Genomic DNA, 13,995 nt, shown 5'->3' with positions numbered 1-13,995 from the left:
GGGTCTTTTCCTGGAAAGAGAAGCAGCCGAGCATGGCTCGGCTCTACCGTAGTGCCGAGCCATGCTCGGCAGCACCGACCGGATCAATACAGGTCCGTCGGATCCACATCCAGCGACCAGCGCACCTTGCGTGCTTCCGGCAGCGCATACAGCTGCGGAACCAGCTGCGAAAGCACCCCATGCAACGGCGGCCGCTGCAGTGCCGAAAGCAGCAGCTGCGTGCGCTGGTAGCCGGCACGCCGTGGCATCGGTGCCGGCATCGGCCCGTAGGCCTCCACCACGTTCTGCTCGCCCAGCAGTTGCCGGGCCGCCAGCAGGAACGCATTGGCGTGCTCCACCTGCTGCGCTTCGGCACGCATCAGCGCCAGATGCGCGAACGGGGGGAATCCGGCCGCCTGGCGCTGGTTCAACTCGGCCTGCGCGAACGGGTGGTAGCCACCGCTTACCAGGGTTTCCAGCAGCGGGTGTCCGGGGTGATGGGTCTGCAGCCAGACTTCGCCGGGGTCACGTGCACGTCCGGCGCGGCCGGCTACCTGGATCAGCTGCTGTGCCAGTTTCTCGCTGGCGCGGAAATCGGCCGAGAACAGGCCCTCGTCGATGCCGACCACCACTACCAGGGTCAGCTTCGGCAGGTCGTGGCCCTTGGCCAGGATCTGCGTGCCGACCAGGATGCCGGGCTGGTCGCCCAGTTTCGCCAGCTGTTGTTCCAGGGCATCGCGGCGTGAGGTGGTGCCGCGGTCGATGCGCACCACCGGGAAATCGGCGAAGGCGGCGGTGAGATGTTCTTCCAGGCGCTCGGTGCCGATGCCCTGCGGTTGCAGCGCCAGGCTGCCGCACGCGGGGCATGCCAGCGGTGCCGGTTGCCGCGCGCCACAGTGATGGCACTGCAGGCGACGGCCGCCGCCATGCACGGTCATCGGTGCATCGCAGCGGTTGCACGGTGCGGTCCAGCCGCAGTCGTGGCACAGCAGCACCGGCGCGTAGCCACGGCGGTTCTTGAACACCAGCACCTGCTGGCCGCGCTGCAGGTGCTCGCCGATGCCGGCCAGCACATCAGCCGAGAGGCCATCGTGCAGCGGCCGCTTGCGCACATCGAGGATGCGCACGCGCGGTGGCCGCGCATCACCGGCACGCTGCTTCAGGCGCAGGTGGGTGTAGCGCCCGGCATAGGCGTTGTGCAGGGTTTCCAGCGAAGGGGTGGCACTGCCGAGCAGCACCGGAATGCCCAGTGCCTTGGCGCGCACCAGAGCGAAATCGCGCGCGTGATAGCGGATGCCGTCCTGCTGCTTGTAGCTGCCGTCGTGTTCCTCGTCGATGATCAGCAGCCCGGCCTGCGGCAATGGCGTGAACACCGCCGAGCGGGTGCCGACGATGACCCGTGCCTCGCCACGCGAAGCCGCAGCCCAGACGCGCGCGCGCTCGTTGTCGTTCAACCCCGAATGCAGTGCATGCACGGCGATGCCGAGGCGGCCGCGGAAGCGTGCCAGGGTCTGCGGGGTCAGGCCGATTTCCGGCACCAGCACCAGCGCCTGCCTGCCCTGTGCCAGGCAGTGGATGATGGCCTGCAGGTAGACCTCGGTCTTGCCGCTGCCGGTCACGCCATCCAGCAGGAAGGGTTGGAAGCCTTCGGCAGCGTTGATCGCGGCCACGGCCTCGGCCTGGTCCGGGTTGAGCGTGGGGCCGGGCAGCGGCTGCGCATGCTGCGGTGCCACCGTCATCGCCACGCGCTCGGCCAGCGCACGCTTGGCCAGGCTGCGCGCGGCGGTCCGCCAGTCCTCCATGCGTTCGCCCAGCACGTCCTCGTCCACGACGGCTTCGGCCAGCAGTTCTGCCAACTGTCGCGGGCGGCTGCCGGCGCGCAGCTTCCCGCGCTGGGCATGGCCTTCGGGGGTCAGCTGCCAGCCCCAGTGATGGGTGTCAGGCAGGGTGTCGCCATGGCGCAGTGGGCCGGGCAGGGCGGTGCTGAGTACTTCGCCCAGCGGTGCGTGGGTGTAACGCGCCAGCCATTGCAGGCTCTGCCACAGCTCCCCCTGCAGCAGCGGCTGCGGGTCGCACCAGGCCAACGCCTGGCGCAGTCCCTGGCCGTCGTCGATCTGGCCGTGCCCCACCACCACCCCGACCAGCTCGCGGTTGCCGAACGGCACCTTCAGGCGGCAGCCGACCGCAACCGTAGGGCCATCGCCCTGCGGCGACAGGTAGTCGAACAGGCGGGGCAGGGGGACGGGCAGGGCAACCTGCAGGGTCGGAATCGGTGAAAGCATCGGGCCAGTGTACCGGGCCATGCGCACGCGAATGGCGGGGTGGGAGACGGCGGAGCGGCGCCCGTTGAATCATAAATGTCACCTAAATATCGGTGTCCATTGGAGATTCAGGCTTATCCACATGTTCTGTGGATAACGTTGTGCGTTACCGGTCGACGGGAACGCAGGAGGCCGATGGCGACGAGCTCACGCTTGGGTTGGTCAAAAAATCGCCATACTTAAAAGGAATTCAAAATCAAGGGCTTAAGTGTGAAACATTGCTGAAACAGAGTGAATTCAGCTGCATGCCGCAGTTTCCCGCGCCGGGAGCGTGGTGCTGTGCACAACCTGCAGCACGAAGTATCCGTGGGCGCAAGTCCTACGGGCGTCGATTGCCTGCCGCTATCATTCCCCCAGACCTTTGGAGTGACCGATGACGGCTGTGCCCGCCCCTGTTTCCTCGACCGCGGCCGGCGCGCTGTCGGCGTTCCTGCGTGGCGTCGAGCGCCGCGCCCTGGTGGTGGCTGAGCTGCAGTGCGGCGATGCCGCGCGTGCCGAGCAGACCCTGGTGGCGGTGATGCGTGCCTTTGCCGCGGTCGCCAGTGACCTGCCGATGGCGCAGTGGCCGACCCGCTTCTGGACCCTGCTGGGCCAGCGCCAGGCGCTGCGCGAGCCGGTGGGCGGCCAGTGGGAACCGCCGCTGGCCGCGCTGGGCGAGATGGGACCGTTGCCGCGCATGGCGCTGTTGCTGCGGGTGGGCGGCAGCCTGGATGAAGGTATCGCCATGCGCGTGCTCGACCAGGATGAAGCCGGCTACCAGCACCTGCTGGCCGAGGCCTGCCCGCGTGACGCGCACGGCCAGCCCGATGCCTCGGCCTGGCGCCAGCTGGCCGAACAGGTGCAGTTGCGCATCCGAGACCTGCCCGCCAAACGCCTGCAGCAGCTGCAGCAGCCGGCCGCGCCGGCGGCCAACAATGAAGCCCCGACCTCCGGCTGGCGTGCGCCGCAGCGTGAAGATCGCACGGCTGCCAATGGTAAGCGCCGCCGTTCGAACGCAAAGCCGCGCTGGCGCGGTCCATTGATCCTGCTGGTGACCGTGGTGGTGCTGTTGGCAGCCGCGCTGGGCTGGCGCTATTGGCAGGGCCATTCGTCTGGCAGCGACGCACCGCTGCCGGACGGCGTGGTCGGTGAGGCGGGCCCCGTCACGGTGGAAGCACTGCCGCCAAGCGAGGTCAACGCCACGCCGGACGCGACCCCTGCGCAGGCTACGGACGACGCCACCATGCTGGCCGACCGCGACTATCCGCTGGTGGCCGATGCTGATCTGTATGCGTGGACCGCTGCTGGCGGCCCGCTGCCGGTGGACGAATCACAATCCAAGCCGAGCCGGCCCGAGCCGGCCAGTGCCACGCTGGAAACCGCTGCCGCCGATGAATAAGACCCTGCTCGCCAGCCTGCTGCTGGCCCTGCCGTTGTCGCTGTCCGCCGCGCCGCAGACCTTGAACGTGCCGCTGCCGCCGCCAGTGCCGGGCAGTTCACCGGCGGCTACGGCCCCGGCCACCACAAGCACGACACCCGCCGCGTTCGCCCAGCTTGACGCCCCGCAGCAGCGCCAGCGTCGCGCCGATTACGCGGCCTGGCGCGCCCTGCCGGAGGGCGAGCGCGAGCGGATCCGTCAGGCCGCTGCGCGATTCAATGCACTGCCAGCCGACCAGCAGCAGCGCCTGCGCCAGCAGTTCCAGGCGCAGGACCAGGCGTTCCGCGAAGGCTGGCGGTTGGGCCCGCAGCTGGGGCTGGAGTTCCCCAAGCTGCACGGCCTGTTCGGGTTTGTGCCGCCGCAACAGCGCGAGGCCGCGCTGGCCGTGCTGCGCCAGCTCAGCCCGGCGCAGCTGGCCCAGCTCACCCTGGTCGCGCAGCGCACGCCGCCGCAGGAGCGCGACACGGTTCGCAGCGCGTTCCTCGCGGTGCCGGCCGCCGAGCGCGACACCTGGCTCAAGCGCCAGGCGGGTCAGTAAACAAAGGGGACGGAGGGGATTAAGTCGTATTCGGCACAGTCGGGCTTGAAACGACTTAATCCCCTCCGTCCCCTTTTTCTGTTCGTAACGCGATCGCAACGCGTGATGCCGGGGCCTGCCGGAACCCAGCATTCACGCCATGTCATGGGAATGCGCGCGCGGCGCGCGTAAGATGACCGGCCGCAACCCGGTGCCTGTGCCCTTCGCGCGCAACCGTAGTTCGCGTCAAGCACCTTATGTCTACTGCAACCTCCACGCCGCGCTTCAGCAAGGAAGTCGGCGCCACCGGTCTGCTCGCCCTGCCGCTTGTGCTCGGGCATGTGTCCACCGGTCTGATCTCCTTCGTCGACAATGTGATTGCCGGCCACCACGCCACCGCGACCCTGGCCGCGGTGACCATCGGCACTGCGCTGCTGTGGCTGCCGATGCTGATCCCGATCGGCACCCTGATCTCGCTTACCGCCTCGGTGTCGCAGCTGCATGGCGCCGGCCGCGAGCGCGAGATCGGCCCGCTGTTCCGCCAGGCACTGTGGCTGGCATTGGCCCTGGGCCTGATCATGTTCACCTTCCTCACCGTGGTGCCGCCGCTGCTGCCGGCCTTCGGCATCGCGCCGGACATCGTGCCGGGCGCCACCGCGTTCCTGCATGCGGTGCGCTGGGGTGGCCCGGCGCTGACCCTGTACTTCTGCATGCGCTACCTCAGCGAGGGCATGCACTGGACGCTGCCGACCATGCTGCTCGGTTTCGGCGGCCTGCTGGTGCTGGCGCCGATGGGCTACGTGCTGGCCAACGGCAAGCTGGGTTTCCCGGAAATGGGGGCCGAGGGCCTGGGCATCGCCTCGGCGGTGATGATGTGGCTGCAGGCGATCGCCTTCGCCACCTACCTGTGGTTCACCAAGCGCTTCGCCCACCTGCAGCTGTTCTCGCATTTCGAGGGGCCGCGCTGGAAGGCGATCTGGGATCTGCTGCGCACCGGCCTGCCGATCGGCATCACCGTGCTGATGGAGGGCGGCCTGTTCATCGTCACCGCGCTGCTGATCGGCCGCCTCGGTGCCAATGAAGCAGCCGCGCACCAGATCGCGATCAACGTCGCCCAGCTGTGCTTCATGATCCCGATGGGCGTGGCCGAGGCCACCACCGTGCGGGTCGGCCATGCGGTCGGCCGTGGCGATGGCTTCGGCGTGCGCCGTGCGGCGTGGGCTGGCTACGCGATCATCATGGGCACGCAGACGTTGTCGGCGGCGGTACTGCTGTTCGGCCACGATGCCATCGTCGGTGTCTACACCAACGACCTGGCGGTGGCCGGCCTGGCCTCCACCCTGCTGCTGTACGCGGCCACCTTCCAGTTCCCGGATGGCATCCAGGTACTGTCCGCCGGCGCACTGCGCGGCCTGAAGGACACCCGCGTGCCGATGTTCATCGCCATGTTCGCGTACTGGGGCCTGGGCATGCCGCTCGGCGCCGGGCTCGGCCTGGGGCTGGGCATGGGCCCGCAGGGCATGTGGATCGGCCTGATCGTCGGCCTGACCGCCGCCGCCATCCTGATGGGCTGGCGCCTGCGCCGCAGCAGCCTGCGCATCGGCCAGTCCGTACTGTCCTGATTTGCCCCGCCCGCCGCGATGACCCGTGGCGGGCGATCCCCTGACTTGTGTCCGATGCCGCATCACGCGGCACCGGCTATGCTGGCACCACGGCAAGAAGCCATCCGGAGCGTTCCATGAATCAACCCGTGCCCCCGCTGCCCCCGGCGCGTCGCAACCCCGTCGCCAGTTTCTTCATCGGGCTGTGGGACGTCATGAACTTCACCCGCCGGTTGATCCTCAACCTGGTGTTCTTCGGCCTGCTGTTCCTGCTGCTGGTGATGTTCGTCATCGCCGCCGGCATGGGCGCCGGTGCCAGCAAATCGCTGCAGGACCGCACCACCCTGGTGATCGCGCCGGAAGGCCGCCTGGTCGAGCAGTTCAGCGCTGATCCGGTCAGCCGTGCGCTGGCCAAGGCGGTGGGCGACAACGGTGCCGAAGAGATCCAGCTGCGCGACCTGCTGCGGGTGATCGAGTCGGCCAAGGAAGACAAGAAGATCGAGCGCGTGGTGCTGGAGCTGGACAAGCTGCAGCCGTCGGGCTTCGCCTCGCTGCGTGAAGTGGCCGCCGCACTGCAGGACCTGCGTGCATCCGGCAAGCAGCTGGTGGCTTACAGCGAAAGCATGGGCCAGTCGCAGTACCTGCTGGCCGCACAGGCCGACGAGGTCTACCTGGACCCGATGGGGTCGGTGGTGCTCGAGGGCCTGGGCCGCTACCGCCAGTATTTCCGCACCGGCCTGCAGGACAAGCTGGGTGTGGACGTGCACCTGTTCAAGGTGGGCGAGTACAAGTCCGCGGCCGAGCCGTACGTGCTCGACGCCGCCTCGCCGGCCTCCAAGGAAGCCGACCTGTTCTGGATGAACGACGTGTGGCAGCGCTACCTGGGCGACATCGCCAAGGCGCGTCGCCTGGACCCGGCACAGCTGGCCGCCGGCATCGACACGCTGCCGGAAGGCATCGCCGCTGCCGGTGGTGACCTGGCCAAGTTCGCCCTGCAGCAGAAGCTGGTGACCTCACTGAAGACCCGCGAGGAATTCGAGGATCTGATGATCGAGCGTGGCGTGGCCGACGAAGATGCCGACGGTGGTTTCCGCAACGTCGACTTCGGCACCTACCTGGGCCAGCTCGATGCGCGCCGCAACCCGGTCGACAACCGTCCGCAGGTGGCGGTGGTGGTGGCCGCCGGTGAAATCAGCGGCGGCGATCTCCCGGCCGGCCGCATCGGTGGCGAATCGACCTCGGCGCTGCTGCGTGCCGCGCGTGACGATGAGAACGTGAAGTCCGTGGTGCTGCGTGTCAATTCGCCGGGTGGTGAAGTGTTCGCCTCCGAGCAGATCCGCCGTGAAGTGGTGGCCCTGCAGGCCGCCGGCAAGCCGGTGGTGGTGTCGATGGGCGACCTGGCCGCCTCCGGTGGCTACTGGATCAGCATGAACGCCGATCGCATCTATGCCGATCCGTCGACCATCACCGGTTCGATCGGCATCTTCGGCATGGTGCCGAACTTCAGCCGCGCGCTGGACAAGATCGGCGTGCACACCGATGGTGTCGGCACCACCCGTTTCGCCGGTGCGTTCGATGTCACCCGCCCGATGGAGCCGGCTGTGGGCCAGGTCATCCAGTCGGTGATCAACAAGGGTTACGCCGACTTCACCGGTCGCGTCGCCGACGCCCGCAAGAAGCCGGTCGAGGCCGTCGACGAAGTGGCGCGTGGCCGCGTGTGGAGCGGTGCGCAGGCAAAGGAACGTGGTCTGGTCGATGCCTTCGGTGGCCTGAAGGATGCCGTGGCCGATGCCGCCAGCCGCGCCAAGCTGGGCAAGGCCGATGCCTATCGCGTGCGCTACATCGAGAAGGCGGCAACGCCGTTCGCGCAGTTCGTCAGCGGTTTCGCCGGCAGCCGTGCCGGTGCCTGGATGCTGTCCGACTCGGGCATGGCGCGGATGGTGCTGGCGCGCACGATGCCGGAAGTGGATACGCAGCTGCGCTTTGTCGAGAACGCGGCCCGCGAGAAGGGCAACGGCACGCCGGTGAAGGCGCTGGCGTACTGCTTCTGCGGGTTCTGACCGGAAGCCATCCACGCATGGCGTGGATCTACTGGAAACGCCCGGCCTTGGCCGGGCGTTTCCGTTTGCGGGGTTACTGCGTGGCGTCAGCCTCGGCCTTGCGCTCGCTCGCAGCGGCGTCATCGACGGTTTTCTGCACGCGCTTGGCGCGGTCCAGTGGTTGCTGGATCGCGCGGGCCATGGCCTGCGGTTCCGGCGGCTTCTCCGGGTTTGGTGTGGGCGGGCGCTGGCAGGCGGTCAGCAGCACGGTGGCCAGCAGGGACGTGGACAGGATCAGGATGCGCATGGCGGCACTCCGTGATGGACGTGCGGGCAGTGTCGCATCCTCGGCAGGGGGCGGCCGTGAGCGCGTATCCTTGCCGCATCGAAACACAGCGGGCGCGGCCCCGGAGAGCACATGACCCAGCAACGGTGGCGCCTGGACGGCCAGACCGCCTTGATCACCGGCGCCAGCGCCGGCATCGGCCTTGCCATCGCGCATGAACTGGCTGGCTTCGGCGCCGATCTGATGATCGTCGGCCGTGATATCGACATGCTGGAGACCGCGCGCGACGAACTGCTGGACGTGTATCCGCAGATGCAGGTGCATGCACTGGCTGCCGATGTCTCCGACGACGAGGACCGCCGCCAGATCCTGGACTGGGTGGAGGACCACAGCGATGGCCTGCACATCCTGGTCAACAACGCCGGCGGCAACGTCACCAAGGCGGCCACGGAGTATTCCGAGGATGAATGGCGGAAGATCTTCGAGACCAACCTGTTCTCGGCATTCGAGCTGTCGCGCTACGCGCATCCGTTGCTGGCCCGCCACGCGTCGTCGTCCATCGTCAACGTCGGCAGCGTGTCCGGCCTGACCCATGTGCGCAGCGGCGTGGTCTACGGCATGACCAAGGCGGCGATGCACCAGATGACCCGCAACCTGGCCGTCGAGTGGGCCGAGGATGGCATCCGGGTCAACGCGGTGGCACCGTGGTACATCCGCACACGGCGCACGTCCGGGCCGTTGGCGGACCCGGACTACTACGAGGAAGTGATCAACCGCACGCCGATGCGCCGCATCGGCGAGCCGGAGGAAGTGGCTGCAGCCGTGGGCTTCCTGTGCCTGCCGGCGGCCAGCTATGTCACCGGCGAGTGCATTGCGGTGGATGGTGGGTTCCTGCGCTACGGGTTCTGATCGCTTTGCTGTAGAGCCGAGCCCATGCTCGGCTGCATTCCGCCAACGGCAGCCGAGCATGGCTCGGCTCTACAACGGATCCACCTCATGGGCAGGTGCGGCCATGCCGCCGCTGTCACCCCGGTACCGGGCAGTTGCTGGCTTCCAGCACGTCCTGCAGCCGTTTGCGTTCTCCGCGCGCGGTATCGCGGTTTTCCGGCGCGGCAAAGCGCTCACGGCCGCGGGCATCGCGGAAGCGCTGCTGCCAACCACCGCAGCGCTGCGCTTCGGGAAGCGCTTCGCAGTGGTCGCGCACTACTTCACAGCTGGCGGCATTCACCGGCGTCACTCCGCCAAGGCCCTGTACCGTCATCAGCTCGCAGCGGCCGGGCGCGGCCTCGTACTCGTACAGGTAGCCGCCGCCCTGGCTGTCGGTGCACTGGAAGATCGGAGGAAGCGGCGGCTTCGGTGGACCATCACCTGCGGCGGCGCGGGCCTCGGCATCGCGCCGCAGCGTCGCGCTGTCGAGGATCTGGTCGTCTCCTTCGTGTTCGACCATGCCTGCTTCCATGATCGTGCGTCCTTCATCCGCGCGTCCTGGTTTCGCTGGGGCCGCAGGGGCAACGGCCGCTCCGGCCGGCACCGGCGCGGGTGTTTCGACAGGGGCGGGTGCAGGTTCGGCCGCCACAGGTGCAGCGGCGGCCGGCTGCGAGTTGGCCGGGTCGGGTATGCGCAGCACCTGCTGCTTGCTGCCGGTGGGGCACGGCGTGCGCTGCAGGGTAGGGACGTCACTGCTGCTGGAGGTACAGCGGTAGATCACGCCCTCTTCGGCCAACGCGCTTTCAGGCAGCAGCACCAGAAGCAGCCAGATCACTCGGTTCATGCGCACAGCGTACAGGCTGCGACGGCCTGCTGCGCTCAGCGTTCGCAATCGCGTGACAGGCGCGCATCGATGCCGCGCTGTTCGTTGCTGATGGCGGTGCGTTCACTCTGCAGCGCGCTGTTGTAACGGCGATCCAGCTCCCAGCGGCGGTCACTCAGTCGCGCGCAGACTTCCTGCGGCGGCAACGCATGGCAGCTGTCGCGAACCAGCACGCTGCCGGCCGGAACCTGCACGCCCATGCCGATCGAGGGAGGGCGATAACCCGCGCCTTCGCCGATCGGCGTGCCGATGGCCGGGCGCGGACCCGGGTAGGCCGGGCCCCGATGCCCGTGTGGCAGCCAGACACTGGTCCACAGCGGCACCCAGCGCGGATTGCCTTCGTTGTTGTCGCTGGTATAGCGGCGGCCATCCTCGCTCACGCATTCGTACATCGGCTGCGGCGGCTGGATGTAGACGTGGCGGACTTCGCGCTCGCGGATGACCGGGGTTTCGCTGGGCGGCGGAGGCGTGGCATCACTGCGCACCACCCGTGGAGCGGGATCGCGCGGGCGCTGCAGGTCGCGCACCTGCTGGCGGCCGCTGTTGCAGGGCGTGTCCTGCAGGGCAACGGCGCCGTTGCTGGCAACGCAGCGGTACACCCGCACGTCGGCGGCGGCGGGCGCCGTCCACGGCAGCAGCAGGCACAGGCTGAGGGTGGCGCGCAGCAGGGTCATGGCGGCAGGGTGCGTGATTGTCTGCAGCAGCGCAATCGCCGGCTCAGGAGCGCAGCACGTTGCCGCTGAGCGCGTCGCGGATCGGGGTGGGCTGGGCCAGGCCACCGGTCTGTCCATCGAGGATGCCGTCGAGCAGGCGCAGCAGGCGTGGGTCCAGTTCTTCGCGGCTGCGGGCCGGCGGTTCGCCGGCCAGGTTGGCGCTGGTGGAGACCAGCGGGCCGCCCCAGGCGCGGCAGAGTTCGGCCACCAGCGGGTGCGCGCTGATGCGCACCGCGATGCCGCTGTGCTCGCCGGTGACCCAGGGCTGCGCGCGCGGGCCGGCGGGCAGGATCCAGGTGTTGGCGCCGGGCCAGCTGGCCAGTACCGCGCGCTGGCGGGCGTCGGGCAGCGCCTGCAGGCGCACCCAGCCTTCCAGCTGCGCCAGCTCGGCCGCGACCAGGATCATGCCTTTTTCGATCGGGCGCTGCTTCAGCCGCAGCACCATGTGCACCGCAGCTTCGTGCGAGGGATCACAGCCCAGGCCCCAGACCGCTTCGGTCGGGTAGGCGATCACGCCGCCCGCGCGGAGCGTGGCGACAGCAGAGTCCAGGGTGAGTTCTTTCATGGCGGCGACCGGCCCGGCGTGGGCCTCCATTATCCCCCTGCTGCGTGCAGAAGGGGTGGTCGGCGCGGACGGTAGGTGCGGACCGTTGGTCCGCACACCTTGCCCCTCATCCACGCACGGCGTGGATCTACTTCTTTGCAGCGGCCTTCTTCGCCGGGGCCTTCTTGGCGGCGGCCTTCTTTACTGCTTTCTTGGCCGGGGCCTTCTTGGCAGGCGCTTTCTTTGCAGCGGCCTTCTTCGGCGCGGCTTCCTTCTTCACCGCTGCTTTCTTGGCCGGGGCCTTCTTCGCGGCGGCCTTCTTGGCGCCAAAGCCCTTGCGCACCGGCTTGCCGGTTTCTTCCATCAGCTGCTGCACTTCGGCCAGGGTCAGCGATGCCGGCTCGCGATCCTTGGGGATCTTGCCGTTCATCTTGCCGTCGCTGATGTACGGGCCGAAGCGGCCGTTCAGCACCTGGATGTCGCTGCCTTCGAATTCCTTGATGATCCGGTTGCGCGCGATCTCTTCCTTCTCTTCGATCAGGAACACGGCGCGGGCCAGGTCGATGGTGTACGGGTCGTCTTCCTTCTTCAGCGAGGCATAGGTGCTGCCGCGCTTGGCAAACGGGCCGAAGCGGCCGATGCCGACGCTGACCGGCTCGCCCTTGTCCTCACCCAGCGCGCGCGGCATCAGGAACAGTTCCAGCGCGTCTTCCAGGGAGATGGTGTGCATCGACTGGCCGGGGCGCAGCGAGGCGAACTTGGGCTTCTCCTCGGCATCCTCGGCGGTGCTGCCGATGGCGGCGTACGGCCCGAAGCGACCCAGGCGCACGCTGACCGGCTTGCCGGTCTTCGGGTCGGTGCCGAGCTCGCGCGCGCCACTGGCCTCGGCACGGTCGACCGATTCCTTCTTGTCTTCCACCAGCTCCTTGAACGGCTCCCAGAAACGGGCCATCAGCGGGATCCACTCTTCTTCGCCACGCGAGACGGCATCGAGCTCATCTTCGAGCTTGGCGGTGAAGTCGTAGTCCACGTACCGGGTGAAGTGGCTGGACAGGAACTTGGACACTGCGCGGCCGACGTCGGACGGGCGGAAGCTGCGGCCTTCCATTTCCACGTACTTGCGGAACAGCAGGGTCTGGATGATCGAAGCGTAGGTCGAGGGACGGCCGATGCCGTACTCTTCCAGCGCCTTCACCAGCGCCGCTTCGGTGTAGCGCGGCGGCGGCTGGGTGAAATGCTGTTCGGCCTGGATGCGTTCCAGCGGCACGCGGTCGCCGGGCTTCATCGCCGGCAGCTTGCGGCCTTCGTCCTCGTCCTCGGCGCTCTTGTTGTCCTTGCCTTCCTCGTACACGGCCAGGAAGCCGGGCACCACCACGGTGGTGCCGCTGGCACGGAACACGTGCTCGCTGCCGGCCGACAGGTCGACGCTGACGGTGTTGAGCGTGGCCGGGATCATCTGGCAGGCCACCGCACGCTTCCAGATCAGCTCGTACAGCTTGCGCTCGTCATCGGTCAGGTAGCGCGCGACCTGCGCAGGCGTGCGCAGCGCCGAGGTCGGGCGCACCGCTTCGTGCGCCTCCTGGGCGTTCTTGGACTTGGTCTGGTAGGTGTTCGGCTGGTCCGGCAGCGAGGCGATGCCGTAGTCGCGGGCGATCACATCGCGGATCTCGGCCAGCGCGTCCTGCGACAGGTTCACCGAGTCGGTACGCATGTACGAGATCAGGCCGACGGTGCCTTCGTCGCCAATCGCCACGCCTTCATACAGCTTCTGCGCCACCTGCATGGTCTTGCGGGTGGTGAAGCCGAGCTTGCGTGAGGCTTCCTGCTGCAGGGTGGAGGTGGTGAACGGCGGCGCCGGGCGGCGCTTGCGCTCCTTGCTGGCCACATCGGTGACATGCAGCGAGCCCTGCGCGGCCTGCTGGATGCGCATGCGCGCCGCTTCAGCGGTGTCGCCGTCGGTGATGGTGAACTGCTCGAACTTCTGCCCGTCCAGCTTGATCAGCTTGGCGTTGAAGTGCTGCGACGGGTGTGCGCACTCGGCGGCGATCGACCAGTATTCGCGGGCGATGAAGGCTTCGATCTCTTCCTCGCGCTCGACGATCATGCGCAGCGCCGGGCTCTGCACGCGGCCGGCTGACAGGCCGCGCTGGACCTTGCGCCACAGCACCGGCGACAGGTTGAAGCCGACCAGGTAGTCCAGCGCGCGGCGCGCCTGCTGGGCATCGACCAGGTCGCTGGCGATCGCGCGCGGCTGGCTGATCGCTTCCTTGATGGCGCGCGGGGTGATCTCGGTGAACACCACGCGCTGCATCGGCTTGTCCTTGACCAGCCCGCGTTCCTTCAGGATCTCGGCGATGTGCCAGCTGATCGCCTCACCCTCGCGATCCGGGTCGGTCGCCAGCAGGATGTCGTCGGCGCTCTTGGCGGCCTTGGCAATCGCATCGACATGCTTTTCGTTCTTGTCGATCACGTCGTAGTGCATGGCGAACCCGTTGTCCGGGTCGACCGCGCCTTCCTTCGGGATCAGGTCGCGCACGTGCCCATACGAGGCCAGGACCGTGTAGTCCTTGCCGAGGTATTTGTTGATCGTCTTGGCCTTGGCCGGCGATTCGACGATGAGCAGGTGCTTGGGCATGTCAGGAAAGGTCTGTGGGCGGACCGGGGGAGAGGGGCCGCTAGGGTGGAGCAAACGGCCGCATTAGTGAAGCGGCCACGGGCAAATCCATAAACTGAACGCCCGGTAATGTGCCGGGCGTTCAGGTTTCACC

11 protein-coding genes are annotated in these 13,995 nt (G+C 68.1%); 5 read left to right on the top strand and 6 right to left on the bottom strand.

Annotated elements, in window-relative coordinates; translation table 11 throughout:
* Positions 1-83: 83 nt before the first annotated feature.
* The gene (locus tag ACW5IY_RS19510; protein ID WP_049436875.1) at positions 84-2,261 is read right to left on the bottom strand and encodes a primosomal protein N'; all 2,178 of its coding nucleotides are present in this window, start codon (positions 2,259-2,261) and stop codon (positions 84-86) included.
* A gap of 412 nt (positions 2,262-2,673) precedes the next feature.
* Between ACW5IY_RS19510 and ACW5IY_RS19505 the strand changes: the two genes are divergently transcribed.
* From ACW5IY_RS19505 to sppA, 4 genes are all read left to right on the top strand, one after another.
* A complete protein-coding gene (locus tag ACW5IY_RS19505; RefSeq protein ID WP_049436876.1) occupies positions 2,674-3,678 on the top strand; it encodes a hypothetical protein in 1,005 nt (334 codons plus the stop codon).
* Positions 3,671-4,255, top strand: a complete 585-nt coding sequence (locus ACW5IY_RS19500; protein WP_010481155.1) for a DUF3106 domain-containing protein — start codon at positions 3,671-3,673, stop codon at positions 4,253-4,255. The genes ACW5IY_RS19505 and ACW5IY_RS19500 overlap by 8 nt, the downstream gene beginning before the upstream one ends.
* A gap of 236 nt (positions 4,256-4,491) precedes the next feature.
* Complete coding sequence (locus tag ACW5IY_RS19495) at positions 4,492-5,856, top strand: MATE family efflux transporter (protein WP_049436877.1); 1,365 nt, start codon at positions 4,492-4,494, stop codon at positions 5,854-5,856.
* A gap of 116 nt (positions 5,857-5,972) precedes the next feature.
* On the top strand, positions 5,973-7,895 hold the full coding sequence (gene sppA / locus ACW5IY_RS19490) for a signal peptide peptidase SppA (protein WP_049436878.1): 1,923 nt from the start codon (positions 5,973-5,975) through the stop codon (positions 7,893-7,895).
* Between the two features lie 73 nt (positions 7,896-7,968).
* Here the strand turns inward: sppA and ACW5IY_RS19485 are convergent, their stop codons facing one another.
* On the bottom strand, positions 7,969-8,181 hold the full coding sequence (locus tag ACW5IY_RS19485; RefSeq protein WP_049436879.1) for a hypothetical protein: 213 nt from the start codon (positions 8,179-8,181) through the stop codon (positions 7,969-7,971).
* A 111-nt stretch (positions 8,182-8,292) separates the two neighbouring features.
* On the opposite strand from ACW5IY_RS19485, the gene ACW5IY_RS19480 reads away from it, so the two are divergent.
* Positions 8,293-9,069: an SDR family oxidoreductase gene (locus tag ACW5IY_RS19480; RefSeq protein WP_010481164.1), complete on the top strand. Its 777-nt coding sequence runs from the start codon at positions 8,293-8,295 to the stop codon at positions 9,067-9,069.
* A gap of 115 nt (positions 9,070-9,184) precedes the next feature.
* On the opposite strand, the gene ACW5IY_RS19475 is transcribed toward ACW5IY_RS19480, so the two are convergent.
* The 4 genes from ACW5IY_RS19475 to ACW5IY_RS19460 form a co-directional block, all read right to left on the bottom strand.
* Positions 9,185-9,931 carry a hypothetical protein gene (locus ACW5IY_RS19475; protein WP_049436880.1) on the bottom strand — a complete coding sequence of 249 codons (747 nt, stop codon included), beginning with the start codon at positions 9,929-9,931 and terminating at the stop codon, positions 9,185-9,187.
* 35 nt (positions 9,932-9,966) lie between these two features.
* Positions 9,967-10,644, bottom strand: coding sequence for a DUF4124 domain-containing protein (locus ACW5IY_RS19470; protein ID WP_049436881.1), 678 nt, complete (start codon positions 10,642-10,644; stop codon positions 9,967-9,969).
* A gap of 43 nt (positions 10,645-10,687) precedes the next feature.
* Positions 10,688-11,278 carry a Sua5/YciO/YrdC/YwlC family protein gene (locus ACW5IY_RS19465; RefSeq protein WP_080354943.1) on the bottom strand — a complete coding sequence of 197 codons (591 nt, stop codon included), beginning with the start codon at positions 11,276-11,278 and terminating at the stop codon, positions 10,688-10,690.
* A 97-nt stretch (positions 11,279-11,375) separates the two neighbouring features.
* Positions 11,376-13,862, bottom strand: coding sequence for a DNA topoisomerase I (locus tag ACW5IY_RS19460; protein ID WP_049436882.1), 2,487 nt, complete (start codon positions 13,860-13,862; stop codon positions 11,376-11,378).
* Between the last annotated feature and the right edge of the window lie 133 nt (positions 13,863-13,995).

This window comes from Stenotrophomonas sp. C-A (assembly GCF_054030835.1).
The sequence above is the reverse complement of the archived record's forward strand: the minus strand, read 5'-3'. Positions and strand labels throughout refer to the sequence as shown.

What these genes read in the sequence shown, in the direction of transcription:
- ACW5IY_RS19510 (WP_049436875.1), bottom strand. Translation starts at nt 2,261, where the DNA reads ATGCTTTCACCGATTCCGACCCTGCAGGTTGCCCTGCCCGTCCCCCTG.
- ACW5IY_RS19505 (WP_049436876.1), top strand. Translation starts at nt 2,674, where the DNA reads ATGACGGCTGTGCCCGCCCCTGTTTCCTCGACCGCGGCCGGCGCGCTG.
- ACW5IY_RS19500 (WP_010481155.1), top strand. Translation starts at nt 3,671, where the DNA reads ATGAATAAGACCCTGCTCGCCAGCCTGCTGCTGGCCCTGCCGTTGTCG.
- ACW5IY_RS19495 (WP_049436877.1), top strand. Translation starts at nt 4,492, where the DNA reads ATGTCTACTGCAACCTCCACGCCGCGCTTCAGCAAGGAAGTCGGCGCC.
- sppA (WP_049436878.1), top strand. Translation starts at nt 5,973, where the DNA reads ATGAATCAACCCGTGCCCCCGCTGCCCCCGGCGCGTCGCAACCCCGTC.
- ACW5IY_RS19485 (WP_049436879.1), bottom strand. Translation starts at nt 8,181, where the DNA reads ATGCGCATCCTGATCCTGTCCACGTCCCTGCTGGCCACCGTGCTGCTG.
- ACW5IY_RS19480 (WP_010481164.1), top strand. Translation starts at nt 8,293, where the DNA reads ATGACCCAGCAACGGTGGCGCCTGGACGGCCAGACCGCCTTGATCACC.
- ACW5IY_RS19475 (WP_049436880.1), bottom strand. Translation starts at nt 9,931, where the DNA reads ATGAACCGAGTGATCTGGCTGCTTCTGGTGCTGCTGCCTGAAAGCGCG.
- ACW5IY_RS19470 (WP_049436881.1), bottom strand. Translation starts at nt 10,644, where the DNA reads ATGACCCTGCTGCGCGCCACCCTCAGCCTGTGCCTGCTGCTGCCGTGG.
- ACW5IY_RS19465 (WP_080354943.1), bottom strand. Translation starts at nt 11,278, where the DNA reads ATGGAGGCCCACGCCGGGCCGGTCGCCGCCATGAAAGAACTCACCCTG.
- ACW5IY_RS19460 (WP_049436882.1), bottom strand. Translation starts at nt 13,862, where the DNA reads ATGCCCAAGCACCTGCTCATCGTCGAATCGCCGGCCAAGGCCAAGACG.